The following is an 18368-nucleotide window of genomic DNA, read 5'->3' on the forward strand; positions in this document are numbered from 1 at the left end:
CGGTGAAATCAGGACAGACTGTACGGGGTGATGCACAATGGCGATCGATATGGCGCTGCTGGATGCTGTCGTGGCAGTGGCGAAAGCGGGAGGATTCCGGGAAGCCGCGCGTATTACAGGCAGCAATGCGTCACGCCTGAGCGATGCGGTGCGTCGGGCAGAACAGCAACTGGGTATCCGACTGTTTTACCGGACGACACGCACGGTAGTACTGACTGAAGCGGGCAGGGCGCTGATTGAACGTCTGTTGCCCGCCATGAATGAAGTTAATGCCGCGCTGGATGCGGTGAATCGCTATCGCAACACGCCAGGCGGCACGCTGCGGCTGAATGTTCCGGTCAGTGCCACCCGGCTGGTATTGCCCGGGCTGGTGCCGGAATTTCTGCGGCGCTATCCTGATATCCGGCTGGAAATCGTGGCTGAGAGCAGCGTGCAGGATGTCTTTCGTGACGGCTGCGACGCTGGCATTCGCTATGATGAGCGGCTGGAGCAGGATATGGTGGCGATGCCCATTGGCCCCCGGCAGCAGCGGTTCGCGCTGGCCGCGTCTCCGGCTTATCTTGCGGAATATGGCCGACCCGATCACCCGCGCGATCTGATCCATCATCGCTGTCTGCGTGGCCGTTATGCCAGCGGCATCATGGCTGACTGGACATTCAGCTACGACGGAGAAGAGATAAGCGTTGAAACCTGTGGGCCGCTGGTGGTGACCGTCGGCGGGGCAATGGATCTGGCTGTAGAGGCCGCGATTGCCGGAAGCGGGGTGATCTATCTGTTTGATGAGTGGCTCAGACCGGCCCTGGACAGTGGCCGGCTGGAACCGCTGCTGCAACCCTGGTGGCTGACCTTTTCCGGCCCGTGGCTTTACTACAACGATCGCCGTCTGATTCCGGCTCCGCTTCAGGCGTTTATCGATTTTGTGCGCGAAACAAACGCGCGCGAAAAACCTGTCAGCTATACCAGCTGAATCCCTGCGGCACCCGTGAAAAACCGGCGTGTCGCAACGCATTAAGCAGCGGTGACTGCGACACCGCTTCACCATCTACCGTCTCCAGCGTAAAGCTCGCGGGCTTTTCACGTTTCAGCGCCACGCCCAGCGCCGCGACTGCGGTCTCAAGCTGTTCAGGGTCATCGCTGAATGTCAGCAACTCTTTGCCTCCCGGCGTCAGAAAGAGCATCAGCATGCCGCCTGCAATCACGACCCGCGCGCCCTGACGACGTGTCGGGCGTATGCCGCTGGCATGAACCGGCCAGCTCAGCATCGCGCCAAACGGATTCGCGGGGTCGAGTGCAGCCAGCGTCACCGCTTCAGTGGCATCGGTTGGCGCTTCGGCCAGCGCCCGCAGTTGCTCAATGGTCTGATGGTCAGCAAACTGCGTACCGCCGGACCCGGCGACAAACTGTCCGCGCAGCAGTCGCCCGGCATCTTCCATACTGCGCAGTACGGGCTGCAATGCCGGAAATCCACCGGGGATCTGCTCTGAAACTGCACTGCCTCGCGTAATCACTCCATAACGGTCGAGCAGATTTTCTGCCAGCGAAAGAGCCAGTCGGGCAGGCGCAATCTCTTGCCGGTTAATCTTCGACCAGCGCCCGGCCAGCGTGTTGACCGCTGGACGGCGTGCGGGCAATGCGCCAGGCGTAAAGCGCTGTCCAAAGCGGGTGCGCAGAGTGCGTGCCGGACGTGAACGGGTCAAGCCTGGCGTGGTCAGGAGCCCACGTACCGCAATCCAGCTATCCGCAGTGACACAGCCCTGCCACACCAGTTGCCACAGTGCGTCATAGATGTCGGTGGGTTGTGCCTCCGGCTGCTCCATCTGCGCCATAATCTCATGAACAAACCACGCGCCACCGCGGCTCAGTGCGTCAAGTGTCGCCTGCTGGATCGGCGTAAGAGGGGGAGTGGCGTCAGCCTCCGGCAGCGTCTCAGCGGCGAATTCTGCCAGGTGAAGCGAGATCAGACCATCATTCTGTCCCAGCGCTTTATGTCCGCACCAGATCACCTCGCCACTGGCTAACAGTTCATCGAGCATTGCAGGCTGATAGTCGGCAATCCTGGGGGGCAAGATTTGTGACTCCCACAGCGAGGCGGGTAACGGCACGCCCGCCAGTTGCTCTATCACCCGCAGCAGCCCGCTGACACCATGATGCGCGTGGTTAAGCAGGCCGTGCCGCGTCAGCAGCAGGCTGACCCAGGCGGCGGGTGAAACCGGACGGGTTGCTTCGCGTGCTGATTGCAGTGAACGTAAGCGCAAGCGTTTGAAGATCTCTGAGGAAACCCACTCCGTTTCCGATGTGTCCGCTGCCGCACCTGTGTTCAGCAGGCTGCCCTGTTGATACAGGGATAGTAGCACCGCATTCACGACGGCCACGCCCAGACCGAAATGGGTCGCCAGCTGTCGGGCGGTGAACAGCGCATGGGTGCGGGCGTAGCGGTTCACCAGACCGCGTAGTGGATCGGTCTGCGGCTCCAGAAAGGTGTCGGGCAGATCGTCAGGCAGCTCAGTGCCCAGCGCATCGCGCAGGCGAGACGCGTCTTCAACAACTGCCCAGCGATCTTCACCCGCGAGCTTCACCGGGATTATTCGCCGGGCAGCAGCAAACTGCGACACGGCTTCTGCGATTTGCTGGTCATTGCCACTGAACCGCGCCGAAATACCGACAACGGAGAGCGGGCCGAGGTCACGCAGCAGATCGATGATGCCTTCGGCGTGTTGTGCCTGATAGCGGGAATCAATGCGCTGCAGTTCCTGGCCGACCTGCTCAACGACGTCAGGTGCCAGCAAATCACGCTTGCTGGTCTGGCCTAGCAGTTCACCCAGCAGATTGCTGTCGAGCGCCAGCAGTGAGGCACGTCGTTCGGCCTGTGGTGCATCGCTGGCATAGATAAATTCTGCGACATAGCCAAACAACAGTGGGGCGGCAAAAGGAGAGGGCTGTTCGGTCGTCACCTCGACCAGCTTTACGTTTCCCTGTGCCAGTTGTTCCATCAGCTGGTGCAGGGCGGGCAGATCGTAGACATCCTGCAGGCATTCGCGTGCGGTTTCGATCAGGATGGGAAAATCATCATACTGCCGGGCGACGTCCAGCAACTGACCGGCGCGCAGCCGCTGCTGCCAGAGTGGTGAGCGCTTACCTGGATTGCGCCTCGGCAACAGCAGCGCGCGTGAGGCACACTCCCGGAAGCGGGCGGCGAACAGTGCCGATTGCCCGACACTCTCCGTAACGTCCTGAGTGAGCTGGTCGGCGTCGAACATAAACAGGTCAGCGCCGGGAAGATGCCCTTCGCTGGCGGGAAAGCGGGCTACGATGCCGTCATCACTGGCTGCGACGGAAGCATCAATCCCCATGCGGTGCTGGATCCGGGCAGAAATTGCCAGCGCCCAGGGCGCATTAACCCGTTTTCCCCAGGGCGAGTGCAGGATCACCCGCCAGTCGCCAGTTTCGTCCCGGCAGCGTTCAATCAGCAACGTGCGATCGTCGGGCAGTACGCCAGTCGCGACACGCTGTTCAGCCAGTAAAGCCAGCAGATTTGTCACGGCATGGGTATCCAGCCCCAGCGCGTGCAGCTGTTGTTGCGCATCATCCGGTGAAGCACTGTTCAGTTTACGCAGAAACAAGCCGAGGCTGGAACCTGAATCGGCAGAACGGCCAATGCCCTCACCGCGCCAGAAGGGCAGACGGGCCGGACGGCCTGGCGCGGGAACCACCAGCACCTGATCGTGGGTGATCTGCTGAATACGCCACGACGTTGCACCCAGAGTAATGATGTCGTTGACCCGCGACTCATAGACCATCTCTTCATCCAGTTCGCCGACCCGACGAGATCCCGCCTGCTCTTCGCCTTCGGGCAGGATGACGCTGAACATGCCGCGATCGGGAATGGTGCCGCCGCTGGTCACGGCCAGATTCTGAGCGCCGGGTCGCGCCGTCAGCAGTCCGCTCTGGCGATCCCATACCAGCTGTGGCCGCAGCTGAGCAAAATCATCTGACGGAAACTTACCCGCCAGCATATCAAGTGTGGCATCAAACAGCCGACGCGAGAGAGTGCGGAATGGATCGGCCCGGCAGACCCGCGCATACCAATCGTCGGCCTGCAGAGGATCCATTGCCACGGCCGCCAGCGTCTGTTGCGCCAGAATATCGAGCGGGTTACGGGGTGGAGCCAGCGCATCGAGGTGACCCGCCCGCATCGACTGTAATATCACGGCCGAATCCAACAGATCGCGCCGGGTGCGGGGATACAGGATGCCGGTAGATATGCCGCCAACCTGATGTCCGGCGCGACCCACACGCTGCAGGGCGCTGGCGACTGACAGCGGAGCGCCCACCTGGATCACCAGATCCACCGGCCCCATATCAATGCCCAGTTCCAGACTGGAGGTCGCCACCACGCAGCGCAGACTGCCCTGCTTCAGGGCAGCTTCGATCCCGCCGCGCTGTTCTTTCGAGACGGAACCGTGGTGGGAGCGGGCAATCAGATCGTCGGCGCGCTCTTCATCCTGATTTTCAGCAGGGATCTGCTGCGCCAGATAACGCGCATTGAGCCGCGCCGTCAGCTTTTCTGCCAGACCACGCGAATTCACAAACACCAGCGTGGCACGATGGGCTATTACCTGCTGAAGAACGCGCGCTTCGATATGTGGCCAGATCGATCCGCTTGCAGTACTCGCTTCACCGGTCAGGTCATCGGCGCTGGCAATATCAGTCATATCCTCAACCGGCACTTCTATCGTCAGGTGCAGCGTGCGAGCGGCGGCCGGATTAACCACCTGAACCGGCTGACAGCCGCCGAGAAAGGCCGCGACCCGTTCAACCGGTCGCACCGTGGCGGAAAGCCCGATGCGCTGGGCGGGCTGTGGCAGCAGCGCATCCAGCCGCTCCAGGCTCAGCGCCAGCTGGGAACCGCGCTTTGAACCCGCTACCGCATGCACCTCATCGACAATCACCGTGGTGATGCCCTGAAGCGTGGTGCGTGCTTTGGAGGTCAGCATCAGAAACAGCGATTCAGGCGTGGTAATCAGGATATCGGGCGGACGACGCAACAGCCTGGCGCGCTCTGCGGTGGGGGTATCGCCGGAGCGCATGCCGATATTCAGCGCGATCTCAGGTTCATTCAGCACCTGCCGTTCGGCGTAGACGCCTGCCAGCGGCAGATTCAGGTTGCGCTGCACGTCGGCTGCCAGCGCTTTGACGGGGGAAATGTAGAGAATGCGGGTGGTCGTTTCGCGTGTGGGAGCAGGCTGGTCAGTTCTGACCTGAAACTGCGTGTCGATGGCGGTGAGAAAGGCCGCCAGCGTTTTCCCGGAACCGGTAGGCGCAATGACCAGCGCATGCTCTCCGCTGGCAATCGACTGCCAGGCCGCCTTCTGCACCGGCGTCGGCGCAGCAAAGGCGGCAGAAAACCAGCGTCGGGTGGCGGGTGAAAACCGGGCCAGGACCGTATCAGATTGGGATTTCGACATCATACTCACGGCATCACGCAGTGACTGCACCAGGAATTAATCCGTTGAGTGTAAGTGAAAATCGCCGTTTGTGAATGACGCGGCCGATCTCTGGCCGCATCAGTGGTGTTTAAGAACAGGCCGCGCCAGCTAATGCGCGGCCTCTGATCGCCAGGAGTGACACCAGCGCCAGCACAATAAGGGTCATGCCATAGAACCAGGCGGTCTGGGTCAGCCCGATATGGGGTGCGGCAATACCGGCCGCAATCGCGGGCAGGGCAAAGGCGAGATAGCTTTTGATCAAAAAGGCGGAGAACAACCCGGCGCGCTCATGACTCTCCGCTAACGGCATGATGATCTTCAGCACGCTGGAGAAAATCGATCCAAACCCCTGACCCGCAATGGCGGTGCCGAGATAGAGCAGGGCCACGCTGTGTATAGAAAGGCCTGTCAGCGTAACACCGACACCTGCCATCAGCATCAGCGTACCAATAACTAACGCCCGCGCGGGCGGCAACGGACGAAAGAGTAATACGGCTGCCGTTGCACTTAGCATCAGCGTTGCCACAATCGAGCCGCCGATAAACGGCGATGTCAGGCCGGTTGCATTTGCCACCATCGTGGGCATCAGTGACAGATAAAATCCGCCAAGCATCCATGTTGCGATGTTCACTGGTGTTACCTTCAGCAGCGGGCCCAGTGCGCGTCGCGGAATGCTGACCTGAGGCCGCAGCGCGGCCAGTACACCCGGCTGAGGTGCAATCGTTTCAGGTATCAGGGGCAGAAGCGCCATCGCGACTATCATCAGCACCATCAGCAGCGCGTAAATCGTGACCGTAGGAAACGGCGCAAAGCTGACCAGAATGCCACCTGTCAGCGTGCCGAGCGTCATCCCGAGAAACGCGGTGAACGAATTGAGCAGGGGTCCACGCGTTTTACTGGCGTCAATCAGGCTGGCACCGAAGGTCGGCAGTGCAATACCCGTAGCAAAGCCCTGTACCAGTCGGGCGGCAATCAGGGTCGGGGCCGAACTGGCCACCATAAAAATCACCAGCGCGACCGCGTTAATTGCCAGTGCCAGCAGCATCAGCGGACGTCGGCCAGTATAATCTGACACTTTACCTACCGTCAGCAGCGCGGCCAGCAAGGCGAAAGCATAGGCACCAAAGATCAGTGTCAGCATGGTCGGCGTCAGATGAAATAGGCTGCGATAAAGGGGGTAGAGCGGCGTGGGCGCGCTGCTGGTGGCTGAGATCAGCGCCGCACCGGTAAAGCTAAAAAGCGTGGTGCGGGTAGCCGCCTGCGGTGTCAGGATGGGATTCATAGATGTCACCTTAATGCAAAGTATTAGCTTTAACTAAGGTATACGGTGATTCTGAGCTTAATGCAATATCTTTGCTTTAACGTTTATTGCGGTGTGACTTAGTGTCACCTATGCTAAACTATGTGTTACTAAGTTACACACCGGAGGACTCATGGCATCAACAAAACTTCGTCAGCAGGGCGGAGCTGTCGTGCTGACTATTCCCAGTGAGATTGCTGCCAGAGCAGGCTGGACCGTGGGCATTGAGCTGGACGTGACCGCTGAGGGAGAATCCGTGAACATTGTGCCGGTTACGCGTGTACCACGCGGTCGGCGGACAGTTGCTCAGTTGCTGGCCGGTATTGATCAGCTGGAAATCCAGAGATATAACGACGAGGCCGTCGACGGACTGAATGACGCGCCGCAGGGCAGGGAGCATATCTGATGGTTTCAAGGAGGGTGCCGCAGAAGGGCGAAATCTGGCACGTTAATGGTGATCCGGTTGAAGGGCGTGAGTTTAAAGGGCCGCATTATTATCTTGTTATCTCTCAGCGCGAGTTAGTTGCGGCTCTGGGGACGGCAGTTTGTGTACCGGTGACAAGCGGCGGCGTCGCGTCGCGCTCACAGGGAGTGACTGTGTTTCTGGACGGTAACAGCACAGATACCGGTAAGGTGACCGGCGTGGCGCTGTGCTATCAGGTGCGTTCGCTTGACCTGACAGCGCGCAAGGCAAGCTATGCTGCCAGGGTAGAGCCACATGTTATGGATGAAATATTGTCTCTGGTTGTAGACCTTATCGACCCGCGATAAATAAAAGCTGGCTGCCAGTTATAAATTACAAATTTATTAATTCCGGGAAGGCGTAACACTCTCGCAGGGCTCCGACCGCAGGTGCATGATCATCTGCAGCCCGAAAGTATAAGCACTTCCCTCTTCAGCACGCTGCCTGAAGTGCAACCCGCAGGAGCTTAGTAAAGCGAGTTCTTTAATCGCTCTGGCAGCGCTTTGTCGTAGGCATCGCCATCGATTTCCGCAATCTGTTTCAGAATCGAGCCGGTGCTGGGCAGCGACTGCCGCGCAATCTGCGTTTCAGCGTTCCATAACCCGGAGCGGATAATCGCCCGGCTGCACTGAAAGAAGACGCTTTCCACGTGGATGCGGAGCACGGTTTTTGGCAGCTGATTATTGACAGCGAAGCGTTCAAGCAGCGCCGGGTCGGTGCTGATCGCCGCCGTACCGTTCACGCGTAGCGTCTCACCAATGCCGGGGATGAGAAAAAGCAGCGCAACCCGATTGTCATTTAAAATATTACGCAGGCTGTCGATGCGATTATTGCCGCGTCTGTCAGGCAAGAGCAGGGTTTTATCATCTTCGATTTCGATAAATCCGGCCGGATCGCCGCGCGGTGAAACATCCAGTCCCTCCGGTCCCGATGTTGCCAGCGCCACAAAAGGCGAGGCGGCTATAAACGGACGATAGGCGGGATGAATATGATCGGTCACCTTAGCCACAGAAGGCCGGGCGACAGTGCCATAAAGACGTTCAAGTTCGGTAAGTTCCGTCACTATGCTGCTCTGTTCAGCCATGTTTGCACTTTCCTTTCATTGATCAGATCCTCAGGACACCGACAATAAGACGCCACAGATCCGACGCGCAGGTTTAAGCAGAACTCTAACACCAATCGCTGCAGAGTCAGAGTCACTGCACAAGCCTTTGTGATCACTATTCACGGTGATCCGTCAATCCCGGCTAAACAGGAAGGGATTACCAGGCCCGGCCTGTAAAACCCAGGTGTTGGTATCAGAACAACCTGCTGATATAAAGCATTAACCTGATCAGTACCCATAAGGAGAAAAGGATGGTTTGGGAATCAGAGCGGTTGCTCTACAGATTTACCCTTCGTGAGGATCTTGACGACCTGTTCAGAATTTATGGCGACCCGGAAACGCATAAATTTAACCCGCGAGGCCCGTGGCCTGACAGGGAATATGCTGTTCAGGCAATGGAGCGCATACAGGATAGCTACCGGGATCAGGGGTTCGGCGACTGGACAATATTCGAGAAAGCCCATCCGGAAAAAATCATCGGCTTTGGTGGCGTCTTCAGAAGTCAGTTTGACGGTCGTCAGACCAATAATCTCGGCTACCGTTTTGAGCCAGATGCGTGGGGAAAAGGCTATGCCACTGAGCTTTCACGCAGAGCCATTCGCTACGGATTTGAGGAGGCCGGACTCAGCGTCATCACAGGCGTGGTGCGTGAAAACCATCTGGCGTCGCGCCGGGTGCTGGAAAAAGCAGGCCTGACGTTCCTGAAAAAGGTTAACGATCTCGAAGAGCTGCCTCCCAGCCTGATGTATTCCCTGAGCCGGCGGGAATGGCTTGACGCTGGCAACGCGCTTAACGTCTGATTTTCCACTTTGCGAGTCGGGCGCAGCGTTATCTGCGTCCTCTTACTGTCTTAAACCTCTGAGAAACCCTCTCTTATCCCGCGATTACTTCCCTGCTGACTGGATTACCTTAACCGCCTTACTCTGGGGAGGATTTATGGATATTCGTACGATTTTTATTTCAGCGGTAATGGCAGTCAGTTTGTTGTGGATAGGCGCATCAGATAACCGTTCGTCTCATTTCAGCGGAGAACCGGTCAAAGCGGGCCTGAGTAAACTTCAGCCCTGATTGTCACACGCCCGATCGCACACTTTAGCGCCTGCTCAGCCTGAGATGCGGTACACTGCCGCTATCTGTTAATGCAACATCGTTGCGTTAACCAAAACGTTGACGCGGATAAAAGCAGGAGAACGAGATGGCAAGGGAGATGATTCGTCAGGGCGGGCGCAGCGCCCGTATTCAGGCGGAAGTGCATGACACCGTTAACCGGCTGCTGGAAACACTGGATCGTTCCGCCATTACCGTACCGATGATTGCCGAACAGGCAGGCGTAACGCCGTCCACGATTTATCGACGCTGGGGCGATCTGGCCCAGTTGCTGGCGGATGTGGCCGTGGCGAGGATGCGGCCGATTGCCGATCCGGAAGATACCGGCTCGATGATCGGCGATCTTACCGCGTTTATTCAGCAGTATGCTGAAGAGATGTCTTCAAAAGTGGGCCGTGAGCTGCTTGCCGATGTGATTGGCAGTCATGCTGAAGAGGCCAGCAATAAATGCTGTGGATTCACTTATCAGCATCTTGAAACCCTGAACAATCGGGCCATCGCGCGCGGGGAAGCGGGTTTTGACGTTGATCGTCTCGTCGATGTCGCTGTCGCCCCCGTGATGTTTCACATACTGTTTGGCGATCGCGACGTTTCAGCGGAATACTGCTCGTTACTGATTCAGCAGGCATTTTAATTCAGCACTGAACGTAGGGCAGGGCAGCTTCGGTGATCAGGTGCTGCAACAGCGTACGCGCGGGATCATCACTCTGGTCTGAGCGGGCCAGCGCAATACCCAGATGGCCCGGCTGCGGCAGTCGCTGTGATTCTGTCACCAGCCCCTCCGGCAATCCCGCGCGGGTGCGCAGGGTGATCCCCAGCCCGGCCTGCAGTGCGGCCCAGATGCCACTCAGACTGTGGCTGGTAAACACCACGCGCCACGGAATGCCCGCCTTATCCAGCGCGCCGGTGGCGCGGGATCGCATCACACAGGGCGCATCAAACGCCACCAGCGGCAGCGGCTCGCCACGCTGCAGAATCCCTGCCAGATCAAACGCCGGATGCTGTATCCAGACTAACGGGCATTGTCCAATTAGCAGCGTGCCAGCCTGCTGTTCTGCCTGCCACAGCAGCGCTAAATCCAGCTCATGACGAGCCAGTGCCGTAAATAGCGCCAGATTTCGGTCGACGCGAGCGGTCAGCATCACGTCCGGATGCTGCCGGTTAAACGCGCCGAGAATGGCAGGCATCAGCGCCTCGCCAAAATCCTCCTGCATGCCGATGCGAATTTCGCCCTGCAACGCTTCGCCTTTCACTGCCCGCAAAGTCTCATCGTTCAGTGACAGCAGACGCCTGGCGTAGCTCATCAGCTGCTCGCCACTGCGAGTTAATTGCAGATGCCGCCCTTTTTTCATCACCAGCGCGGTACCGCATTGCTGCTCGAGTTTTTTAAGCTGCGCACTGACGGCTGAGGTTGATCGGCAGAGGTGCTGTGCCGCAAGAGCAAAACTGCCTGCATCAATGCCCGCCACGAAACTGCGCAGCGCATCCATGTCGAGCGATTCCGGTACCTTATTCATTATTGTCCTTAAAATGCGGATAGTAGATGCTGATTAATTTGATTTTCAGGATCAACAGGCTGGGTAACACTCTCTCTGACCAAAGAGGAGTATGCAATGAAAAAATCACTGGATCGGGAAACACTGGCGCAGCGCGCGCCAAAACTGGCTGAACTGACGCAGCAGGTGTTGTTTGATGATATCTGGCAGCGCGGTCTGCTGTCACCGCGTGAGCGCAGCCTGCTGACGCTGGCAACGTTAACTGCGCTGGGGCGTGTCCAGCAGCTGCCATGGCACATTAATTACGCCCGGCAAAATGGACTGACGCAGGATGAACTGGTGGAGAGCTTCACGCATCTGGCGTTTTATGCAGGCTGGCCCGCTGCCGTGACTGCGCTGAGCTATCTGGAGGATAATCACTGATGCCCTTCACCCGGATCACCTTGCGGCAAGGTTACAGCGATGCGGATCTGCATCTGCTCTCCACGCTGCTTCAGCAGGCGCTGGTCGCAGAATTTGATGTGCCCGAGCAGGACTGTTTTCAGGTCATTGAGATGCTGCCCGTCCCTCAGCGTGTGTTTGATCGCCATTATCTCAGCGGCGGACGCAGCGAAAATTTCGTGCTGTTTCAGATAACGGCAGGTCGCCCGCGTTCCCGGCAACAGAAGCAACGCTTTTATCACGCACTTTGCGCGGCACTTCAGACAGAGATGGCAATCGATCCTGATGATGTGATGATCATCATTCAGTTTAACAGCAGCGAAGAGTGGAGCTTTAGCGGCGGCCAGATGCTGGCACAGGAGGCGTTATGATTATCATGCACTATCGCTTTACGCTGCCTGCGGACTACGACATGGGCATCATTGAACAGCGTATCCGACTGAACGGTGCCCGGCTGGATGGCTTTCCGGGGCTGGTGGCAAAAGCGTATCTTTACGCCTGCCGCGAGGATGGGGGACTCAATGAACATCGCTATGCACCGCTCTATTTCTGGCGGGAGGCGAGTGGCATGCAGCGATTCCTGCAAAGCCCGGGTTTTGCGGCGCTGGCGAGGGATTTTGGCTGGCCGATCATCGAAAGCTGGCTGGCATTTGAGGAACAGACTCTCATCACCAATCTGGCTGAAGCCCGTTTTATGACGCTGAACCGCTGGACGATTTCTCCGCATGCGAACCTTGCCGCACTGCCTATGCCAACAGGCTTCAGCGCCTGGGATGTGACCCGCTGGCAGGGATTAACGGTTAACGCATCACAGCAGCGACCGGCGTCCGGCCCGGAGGTCTATCGCATCGGTTATCTGGCGCGAGGCGCTGCCGCTTCAAATCTTCGGCTGTAGCAGCGGTCTTGATGCGGATTGCCATTCAGAGGGCAAAAATGGCCTCAATCTCAATGCGCAGGTCAGCGGAGAACAGGCCGCTTACCTGGACCAGCGAGCTGGCGGGCAGATGTTCACCATAATTGCGATAGAGCACGTCCCGCAGCGCGGCGATTTCTGTGAAAGAGGTGATGAATATCGTGACTTTGAGCAGCGCGGCAAGCGACGTATTTTCAGCAACGGCAACAGTGTTAAGCTGTTCAAAGATGGCTTCAGCCTGTTCAGCCATATTCCCCTGCTGAGCGGCCGTGCCGAAGGCGGTCAGTCCTGAGACATACAGCGTCGTGCCATGTTTAACGGCGTGGACATAAGGCGCGTTGACTTCGCCCAGTTGCGGATAATTTTTGCGTTCTGGCAGGGTCATATTTTTCCTTCATCATGTGAATCATCAGATATTACTCCCCGCCACCACTTAGTCCTTCAGCAGTTGCTGGCAGACCACATTATCCTGCGCGGCGCGCTGCTGCTCATCATTCGTCAGTTGCTCCCAGCGGCCAATCACGCTGCGCCCCAGCCGCGGTTTATAGGCTATTTTCTGCAGCGCATAGTCAGAATTGCCGCCTTCAATAACATTTCGCATCTGCTGGTCGAACGACTGCTGACCGTGGTGATCAATCGCGCAGAAGACCGCGACGTAATACGCTTTGTCTTCCTCACTATCGTGCGGGATAAACCACCAGGTAGCGAGGGCCAGGATCAGCAGCAGGGGAAGGATGAATTTTACTTTGGCCATTATGGTCACCGGTTGTGGGCAGTTAAGTCAGCCGGGTATGGCCAGACGCAGGGCGCGTATCCTGCCACAGATTCTGCTTAGCGTTAACCCCGCTGTTCAGCTTGCGGGCGCTTCGATCAGCGTTTTGCCAATCTGTGCACCTGGCATCATCTGCTGCAATCCCGAGACCAGCTCGTCGCTGGCCTGTTGCAGCGCGGAGAGTGGCATAGCGGGCAGGCTTTCCAGTATAAACCACATCTGCTGCGCACTGGCATCCAGTCGGGTACGCACGCCCTGACGCCAGTTCCAGCGGCGGCAGGTTACGCCCTGATCGTCGCGCCAGATCACTTCTCCCGGTTCCGGCGATTCATAAACGACTTCGCCCTCTTTGACGGTATCGAAACGTTCACTGCCGTCAGCAATCACCAGACGCGGCGCGCCTCTATAAGCCACAATATTCTCGCCGCCGACCGGCAGGGCGTAACGGATGCTGATGGCATTGTAGAGATCGACAACCGGATCAATAGCAGGCAGTGTGCCATCCCGCAGCACCCGTTTACGCAATGCTTCAGCAGAACAGGGCGTGCGCTTCGCTTTGGCACCAAATGCCCGGAACACCTCAGCCCAGGCCGCAAGGTGCGCATCTGCCCATGCGACATCATCCTGTATGACCTGCTGGCATGCGCTTTTCAGTGCGTCGCTGGCGACTTCTGGTCGGGTAATGTATGTGGCTTCCACCGCAATGCTCATGGCTCGAAAGCCTGGGGCGAGTGTGAAAATGGTTGGATCGATTGACGGATGAACGGATAACATCGGATACTCTCTCAGTGACTAATTTATTTCATAGTAATGACCGATGACCAATAAAGTCAATATAACGACCGATGCGGGTGCTGATGTCGCCACGGTCAGTCAGGCAGTTTCAGACCGCATAAAAAGCTGGCGCAAAAGCCAGAAACTCTCGCAGGATGAGTTATCCCGTCGGGCAGGCGTCAGTAAAGGGATGCTGGTTGAAATCGAAAAGGGCGCTGCCAATCCCAGCATCGCCATTCTGTGTAAGGTGGCTGCCGCACTGGGCGTCTCGGTAGCGGATATCGTTAGTATCTCGCATGCACCTGACGCCTGGCTCATTGAAACCAGCGAAATGCCCGTACTGTGGCAGGGTGAGCAGGGCGGGAGTGCGCAACTGCTGGCCGGCACTCGTGGGCCGGATATGATCGAGCTATGGCGCTGGCAGATGTTTGCAGGCGAGATGTTCAGTTCCACCGGCCACTCGTCGGGCACGCTTGAACTGCTGCACGTCGAGCAGGGCACGCTGGCTCTGACCGTGGGTGAGCAGACTCTGGTGATTCAGCAGGGCTGTGCAGCGGTGGCCCGTACCGATATGCCCCATGCCTATGCCAGTGCCGATGACCAGCCCGTTATCTTCACCATGACGGTGGCGGAACTGCAGCGCTGACGGCGTTTTTATTCGGCTGTCGCTTCGCCGGGAAAGGCAAGCAGCAGCGTTTTCAGTAACCCCTCCAGTTCGGTGCGCTCTGATGCGGCCAGCGGTGCCAGCACCGCCTCCTGAATGGCGGTATGTGCACCAAGTGCCTGCTCAATCTGCTGCTGACCGTGCGGCGTCAGCCCTACCAGCATGCTGCGCTTATCATCCGGCGCGGCAACACGTTCAATCAGATGCTGCTGCTCCAGCCGGTTCAGGCGATTTGTCATTGCGCCGGAAGTCACCAGCAGCGACTGGTAGAGCTGCGTGGGTGACAGCCGATAAGGAGATCCCGCCCGTCGCAGTGTCGCCAGCACATCAAATTCACCCTCCTGAAAACCAAACGGCGCCAGTGCCTCACTGCGTGCTTTTGCAAGATGTTTCATCAGCCGCAGCATCCTGCCGAAGATACGCATGGAAGCGGTGTCCAGGTCGGGCATCGCGTTGTCCCACTGGCTGACAACGAAATCAATATGGTCATGCATAAATCACCTGCAAATGTCGGGGTTATGTTGTCGGGTTGTGCTCAGCCTCTTAACAGTGGACGGAATTTATCTTAACGTTAAGATAAATAGTGACAACACGGTGCTGTCATCGTCAATTTCTGGCTGAGCGTACATGATGAAAATTTTCCCCACTCTGTTTGCCGCGATCGTTTTTCTGGTCGGACTCAACCTGCGGCCAATGCTGGCTATTATTGGCCCGCTGTTTCCGGTGTTGCAACAGCAAACCGGGCTGTCGGCGACGGCGTTCAGTCTGCTGACCACTCTGCCGGTAGCGATGATGGGGCTGGCGGCACTCTCCGGACCGTGGCTGATCGCCCGCTTCGGGCCGGTAACCGGCATTGCCATCGGGTTGCTCTGTCTGACGCTCGCCTGCCTGTGGCGCGGCCTTAACCTGACCTCTGATCAACTGATGCTTACCGCGCTGGCCGGTGGCGCAGGCATTGGCGTAATCCAGGCAATGATGCCCGCGCTGATCCGGCAACGTTTTGCTGACGCAGCGGCGACGCTGATGGCGCTGTTCAGCACCGGGATTATGGCGGGCGCAGCGCTGACGGCAGCCAGTGCCGAACCGCTGTTTTCACTGCTGGGTCTGCAACCCGCGCTGGCGCTCTCCGGCGGGTTAACGCTGATAGCGCTGTTAATCTGGCTGATTGCAGTCAGGCAATCGCCGCAGGTGAGCCTGGCGTCTGAGGCAATGACGCTGCCAGCGCCGCGAACACGGCTGCTGACGCTCTTTTTCGGCATTGGCACCGGGGCTTACACGCTGGTTCTGGCCTGGCTGCCGCCATTTTATATTCAGCTGGGCTGGAGTGCGCGCCACAGTGGCTATCTGCTCGCCGCGCTGACGATAACCGAAGTGGTGGCAGGCTTCATCGTCACAGCAACCTTACATCGCTTTCCCGATCGCCGTCCGCTGCTGCTCGGCGTGCTGGCCCTGCTGCTGGCGGGGCTGCTAAGCCTTGTGTTTTACCCGAATACGATGCCGCTGCTCTCTGCATTGTTGCTGGGTACGGGCATCGGCGCACTGTTTCCGCTGTCGTTGATTGTCACGCTGGATCATGCGCGCAGCGCCCGGGAAGCGGCGGTTCTGCTGTCCAGGGTGCAGGGTGGCGGATACCTGATTGCGGCGCTGATGCCGCTGGTCGCGGGCTGGGTGCGTGACAGCGGTGCGTCTCTTAATCAGGCCTGGCTGATCATGAGCGCTGGCGTCGTGTTGCTGATGGCGATGGCCTACCGCTTCAGAGCGTAAAACAGGGCAGCCTGGACAAAGCCGTTGCCGTTCAATGGCGATCTGGCATGCTGGAATAAACCCCCTTGAACCGGAGTGCAGTGTGAAAGTTATTGGTCTGTTAGGCGGCATGTCATGGGAATCTACCGCGCTCTATTACCGCATTCTTAATCAGCAGGTTAAACAGCAACTGGGTGGCCTGCACTCGGCGGAGCTGGTGCTCTGGAGCGTCGACTTCCATCGCATCGAGCAACTTCAGGCTGCGGGCGAATGGCAGCAGGCGGGCGAGATCCTGGCTGACGCGGCACGCAATCTGGAACGGGCTGGCGCGCAGTTCATCGTGCTCTGTACCAACACCATGCATAAAGTGGCGGCGCAAATCAGCGCCGCAACAGGCATACCGCTGCTGCATATTGCCGATGCCACCGGACGCCGCATTCAGCAGGCCGGGATACGTAAGGTCGGATTACTGGCGACGCGCTTCACTATGGAGCAGGATTTTTATCGCGGGCGTCTTCAGCAGCAGTTCGGTCTTGAGGTGATGACGCCCGATGAAGCAGATCGTCTGTTTGTACATGAGGTGATCTACCACGAGCTGTGCCTGGGCGAAATCAATCCCGCCTCGCGTCGTCGCTACAGGGAGATTATGCAGTCACTGGTGGCGCAGGGGGCTGAGGCCATTATTCTGGGCTGCACCGAAATTACCCTGCTGGTGGATGCCACCGATGCCAGCGTGCCGCTGTTTGATACCACGCTGATCCACGCGCAAGAGGCCGTTATCCAGGCGCTGACTTAACATTCATCCTCAATAGGGGAATCGCATGAAAATAGACAATCTGCCGTTTGGCCTGACGCAGTGGGATCAGGTTGAAGAGACGATTCATCCCGGCGAACAGGGGCAGGCGACCTGGCGAACCATGAAATTTAACGACATCCGGGTTCGCATGGTCGACTACTCGCCAGGCTATGTCGCCGACCACTGGTGCACCAAAGGTCATATTCTGCTCTGCATGGCGGGCGAGTTGCACACTGAACTGGCCGATGGCCGCCGTTTCGTGCTGACTCCGGGCGTAAGTTATCAGGTTGCGGATGAGGCTGAACCGCATCGTTCTTTTACAACGACAGGTGCGCAACTCTTTATCGTTGACTGAATTTACCATCCGGCCTGGCAGGGCTTGCCCGGTGGTGGATCATCGCGTCGTTGACACTTTTAAAAGTAAACTGAATCTGCTTTATAAAAATCAGCAAAATTAATGGCTTATTTCATCAGAGTTATCTGGTTCTGACAGGAATAATTTCCATCAGGTTGTATGCTTGAAGCCTTATAAGAACGTTTTGCATTCACCTGATATGGGGAAGCCTGTGCTGATAAAAAAGAAGAAAGTTCGTTCACATACCGAAGACCGACTGCTGGCGCTGGTGCTGGCCACCACCGCTGGCATCCTTAATGCGATGGCGCTGGGCGCGTTCGGATTTTTCCCGTCGCATATGACCGGCAACACCTCGCAGATATCTCAGGAAGTCACTACCAGCGACCTCCATACTATGCTGTTTTTGATGGCGCTGATTGTTGCCTTTGTACTGGGCTGTACCGTAGCCCGGCTGGCGGTAGTGGTGGGTATCAGACATAAGTTACGCACCATTTTCTGTCTGATTATTCTGGCGGAAGGTGCGGCGCTGACGGCGGCGTCGATCTTTGAGATCGTGTTCTACCGGCCAAGCTTTAATGGGGAAGTTCTGATAATGCTGGGCTTTTTGATGGGTATCCACAATGCGACCTCGACGCAGCTCTCCAATGGCCGCGTCAGATCGACCCACATTACCGGCACGCTGACCGATGCGGGCATAGCGCTGGGGTCGTGGATTTTTGCGCATACGTCTCATGCTGTGCATCTGGAAACTGACGATCGTCGCTTCTTCCAGAAGGTTCTGCATACCCATCTGACCACGGTATTCTCCTTCCTGAGCGGTTGTATCGCCGGGCTGCTGCTGTTTAAAACCTATGGGTTTAACGCGATGGTTGGCCTGGGCGTGTTTCTGATGCTGGTAGCTCTGACGGCCATTGCCGTTACCGTGCAGCGAACCCGCAGAAGCCTTTACTGAT

At 57.8% G+C, this 18368-nt stretch carries 21 protein-coding genes; 13 read left to right on the forward strand and 8 right to left on the reverse strand.

Annotated features, from left to right (window positions below):
• Positions 1–37: 37 nt before the first annotated feature.
• Positions 38–967: a LysR family transcriptional regulator gene (locus AC6I8C_RS18795; RefSeq protein WP_497823373.1), complete on the forward strand. Its 930-nt coding sequence runs from the start codon at positions 38–40 to the stop codon at positions 965–967.
• Here the strand turns inward: AC6I8C_RS18795 and AC6I8C_RS18800 are convergent.
• The gene (locus AC6I8C_RS18800) at positions 951–5468 is read right to left on the reverse strand and encodes an ATP-dependent helicase (protein ID WP_497823374.1); all 4518 of its coding nucleotides are present in this window, start codon (positions 5466–5468) and stop codon (positions 951–953) included. The genes AC6I8C_RS18795 and AC6I8C_RS18800 overlap by 17 nt on opposite strands.
• Before the next feature lie 106 nt (positions 5469–5574).
• Positions 5575–6768, reverse strand: coding sequence for an MFS transporter (locus AC6I8C_RS18805; RefSeq protein ID WP_497823375.1), 1194 nt, complete (start codon positions 6766–6768; stop codon positions 5575–5577).
• 151 nt (positions 6769–6919) lie between these two features.
• On the opposite strand from AC6I8C_RS18805, the gene AC6I8C_RS18810 reads away from it, so the two are divergent.
• Positions 6920–7192, forward strand: coding sequence for an AbrB/MazE/SpoVT family DNA-binding domain-containing protein (locus AC6I8C_RS18810; RefSeq protein ID WP_497823376.1), 273 nt, complete (start codon positions 6920–6922; stop codon positions 7190–7192).
• Positions 7192–7557 (forward strand): type II toxin-antitoxin system PemK/MazF family toxin, encoded by a 366-nt coding sequence (locus tag AC6I8C_RS18815; protein ID WP_033735363.1) that lies wholly within the window; start codon positions 7192–7194, stop codon positions 7555–7557. Before AC6I8C_RS18810 ends, AC6I8C_RS18815 begins: the two co-directional genes overlap by 1 nt.
• Before the next feature lie 158 nt (positions 7558–7715).
• Here AC6I8C_RS18815 and AC6I8C_RS18820 read toward each other — a convergent pair whose 3' ends face one another.
• A complete protein-coding gene (locus AC6I8C_RS18820; RefSeq protein WP_497823377.1) occupies positions 7716–8333 on the reverse strand; it encodes a pyridoxamine 5'-phosphate oxidase family protein in 618 nt (205 codons plus the stop codon).
• 272 nt (positions 8334–8605) lie between these two features.
• Between AC6I8C_RS18820 and AC6I8C_RS18825 the strand changes: the two genes are divergently transcribed.
• Entirely contained in the window at positions 8606–9154 is a 549-nt protein-coding gene (locus tag AC6I8C_RS18825; protein ID WP_497823378.1) for a GNAT family N-acetyltransferase, read from the forward strand.
• Positions 9155–9549: 395 nt separating this feature from the next.
• Entirely contained in the window at positions 9550–10095 is a 546-nt protein-coding gene (locus AC6I8C_RS18830) for a TetR/AcrR family transcriptional regulator (protein WP_497823379.1), read from the forward strand.
• A 1-nt stretch (position 10096) separates the two neighbouring features.
• Here the strand turns inward: AC6I8C_RS18830 and AC6I8C_RS18835 are convergent, their stop codons facing one another.
• Positions 10097–10978 carry a LysR substrate-binding domain-containing protein gene (locus AC6I8C_RS18835; protein WP_497823380.1) on the reverse strand — a complete coding sequence of 294 codons (882 nt, stop codon included), beginning with the start codon at positions 10976–10978 and terminating at the stop codon, positions 10097–10099.
• Positions 10979–11074: 96 nt separating this feature from the next.
• Here AC6I8C_RS18835 and AC6I8C_RS18840 point away from each other — a divergent pair, with 96 nt between their 5' ends.
• Genes AC6I8C_RS18840 through AC6I8C_RS18850 form a run of 3 tightly spaced genes read left to right on the forward strand, consistent with a single transcriptional unit; the run spans position 11075 to position 12293 of the window.
• Positions 11075–11380 (forward strand): carboxymuconolactone decarboxylase family protein, encoded by a 306-nt coding sequence (locus tag AC6I8C_RS18840; RefSeq protein WP_110332103.1) that lies wholly within the window; start codon positions 11075–11077, stop codon positions 11378–11380.
• Positions 11380–11769, forward strand: a complete 390-nt coding sequence (locus AC6I8C_RS18845) for a tautomerase family protein (protein ID WP_497823381.1) — start codon at positions 11380–11382, stop codon at positions 11767–11769. The genes AC6I8C_RS18840 and AC6I8C_RS18845 overlap by 1 nt, the downstream gene beginning before the upstream one ends.
• Positions 11766–12293, forward strand: a complete 528-nt coding sequence (locus AC6I8C_RS18850; protein WP_497823382.1) for a DUF4865 family protein — start codon at positions 11766–11768, stop codon at positions 12291–12293. Before AC6I8C_RS18845 ends, AC6I8C_RS18850 begins: the two co-directional genes overlap by 4 nt.
• Positions 12294–12318: 25 nt before the next feature.
• On the opposite strand, the gene AC6I8C_RS18855 is transcribed toward AC6I8C_RS18850, so the two are convergent.
• From AC6I8C_RS18855 to AC6I8C_RS18865, 3 genes are all read right to left on the reverse strand, one after another.
• Positions 12319–12696: a RidA family protein gene (locus AC6I8C_RS18855; RefSeq protein WP_497823383.1), complete on the reverse strand. Its 378-nt coding sequence runs from the start codon at positions 12694–12696 to the stop codon at positions 12319–12321.
• Between the two features lie 48 nt (positions 12697–12744).
• Positions 12745–13065, reverse strand: a complete 321-nt coding sequence (locus AC6I8C_RS18860) for a hypothetical protein (RefSeq protein ID WP_497823384.1) — start codon at positions 13063–13065, stop codon at positions 12745–12747.
• A 96-nt stretch (positions 13066–13161) separates the two neighbouring features.
• Positions 13162–13857, reverse strand: coding sequence for a B3/B4 domain-containing protein (locus AC6I8C_RS18865; RefSeq protein WP_497823385.1), 696 nt, complete (start codon positions 13855–13857; stop codon positions 13162–13164).
• Positions 13858–13900: 43 nt separating this feature from the next.
• On the opposite strand from AC6I8C_RS18865, the gene AC6I8C_RS18870 reads away from it, so the two are divergent.
• Positions 13901–14503, forward strand: coding sequence for a helix-turn-helix domain-containing protein (locus AC6I8C_RS18870; protein ID WP_497823386.1), 603 nt, complete (start codon positions 13901–13903; stop codon positions 14501–14503).
• Between the two features lie 8 nt (positions 14504–14511).
• Here AC6I8C_RS18870 and AC6I8C_RS18875 read toward each other — a convergent pair whose 3' ends face one another.
• On the reverse strand, positions 14512–15015 hold the full coding sequence (locus AC6I8C_RS18875) for a MarR family winged helix-turn-helix transcriptional regulator (protein WP_497823387.1): 504 nt from the start codon (positions 15013–15015) through the stop codon (positions 14512–14514).
• A 133-nt stretch (positions 15016–15148) separates the two neighbouring features.
• Between AC6I8C_RS18875 and AC6I8C_RS18880 the strand changes: the two genes are divergently transcribed.
• From AC6I8C_RS18880 to AC6I8C_RS18895, 4 genes are all read left to right on the forward strand, one after another.
• Positions 15149–16285, forward strand: a complete 1137-nt coding sequence (locus AC6I8C_RS18880) for an MFS transporter (RefSeq protein WP_497823388.1) — start codon at positions 15149–15151, stop codon at positions 16283–16285.
• Positions 16286–16367: 82 nt separating this feature from the next.
• Positions 16368–17060: an aspartate/glutamate racemase family protein gene (locus tag AC6I8C_RS18885; protein ID WP_497823389.1), complete on the forward strand. Its 693-nt coding sequence runs from the start codon at positions 16368–16370 to the stop codon at positions 17058–17060.
• 25 nt (positions 17061–17085) lie between these two features.
• Positions 17086–17415 carry a DHCW motif cupin fold protein gene (locus AC6I8C_RS18890; protein WP_135911024.1) on the forward strand — a complete coding sequence of 110 codons (330 nt, stop codon included), beginning with the start codon at positions 17086–17088 and terminating at the stop codon, positions 17413–17415.
• A 211-nt stretch (positions 17416–17626) separates the two neighbouring features.
• Positions 17627–18367: a YoaK family protein gene (locus tag AC6I8C_RS18895; protein ID WP_013196467.1), complete on the forward strand. Its 741-nt coding sequence runs from the start codon at positions 17627–17629 to the stop codon at positions 18365–18367.
• Position 18368: the final 1 nt, after the last annotated feature.

This window comes from Pantoea sp. X-Soil-YNGN-844 (assembly GCF_059730595.1).

Coding starts and splice junctions, on each gene's coding strand:
- AC6I8C_RS18795 (WP_497823373.1), top strand. CDS start 38: ATGGCGATCGATATGGCGCTGCTGGATGCTGTCGTGGCAGTGGCGAAA.
- AC6I8C_RS18800 (WP_497823374.1), bottom strand. CDS start 5,468: ATGATGTCGAAATCCCAATCTGATACGGTCCTGGCCCGGTTTTCACCC.
- AC6I8C_RS18805 (WP_497823375.1), bottom strand. CDS start 6,768: ATGAATCCCATCCTGACACCGCAGGCGGCTACCCGCACCACGCTTTTT.
- AC6I8C_RS18810 (WP_497823376.1), top strand. CDS start 6,920: ATGGCATCAACAAAACTTCGTCAGCAGGGCGGAGCTGTCGTGCTGACT.
- AC6I8C_RS18815 (WP_033735363.1), top strand. CDS start 7,192: ATGGTTTCAAGGAGGGTGCCGCAGAAGGGCGAAATCTGGCACGTTAAT.
- AC6I8C_RS18820 (WP_497823377.1), bottom strand. CDS start 8,333: ATGGCTGAACAGAGCAGCATAGTGACGGAACTTACCGAACTTGAACGT.
- AC6I8C_RS18825 (WP_497823378.1), top strand. CDS start 8,606: ATGGTTTGGGAATCAGAGCGGTTGCTCTACAGATTTACCCTTCGTGAG.
- AC6I8C_RS18830 (WP_497823379.1), top strand. CDS start 9,550: ATGGCAAGGGAGATGATTCGTCAGGGCGGGCGCAGCGCCCGTATTCAG.
- AC6I8C_RS18835 (WP_497823380.1), bottom strand. CDS start 10,978: ATGAATAAGGTACCGGAATCGCTCGACATGGATGCGCTGCGCAGTTTC.
- AC6I8C_RS18840 (WP_110332103.1), top strand. CDS start 11,075: ATGAAAAAATCACTGGATCGGGAAACACTGGCGCAGCGCGCGCCAAAA.
- AC6I8C_RS18845 (WP_497823381.1), top strand. CDS start 11,380: ATGCCCTTCACCCGGATCACCTTGCGGCAAGGTTACAGCGATGCGGAT.
- AC6I8C_RS18850 (WP_497823382.1), top strand. CDS start 11,766: ATGATTATCATGCACTATCGCTTTACGCTGCCTGCGGACTACGACATG.
- AC6I8C_RS18855 (WP_497823383.1), bottom strand. CDS start 12,696: ATGACCCTGCCAGAACGCAAAAATTATCCGCAACTGGGCGAAGTCAAC.
- AC6I8C_RS18860 (WP_497823384.1), bottom strand. CDS start 13,065: ATGGCCAAAGTAAAATTCATCCTTCCCCTGCTGCTGATCCTGGCCCTC.
- AC6I8C_RS18865 (WP_497823385.1), bottom strand. CDS start 13,857: ATGTTATCCGTTCATCCGTCAATCGATCCAACCATTTTCACACTCGCC.
- AC6I8C_RS18870 (WP_497823386.1), top strand. CDS start 13,901: ATGACCAATAAAGTCAATATAACGACCGATGCGGGTGCTGATGTCGCC.
- AC6I8C_RS18875 (WP_497823387.1), bottom strand. CDS start 15,015: ATGCATGACCATATTGATTTCGTTGTCAGCCAGTGGGACAACGCGATG.
- AC6I8C_RS18880 (WP_497823388.1), top strand. CDS start 15,149: ATGATGAAAATTTTCCCCACTCTGTTTGCCGCGATCGTTTTTCTGGTC.
- AC6I8C_RS18890 (WP_135911024.1), top strand. CDS start 17,086: ATGAAAATAGACAATCTGCCGTTTGGCCTGACGCAGTGGGATCAGGTT.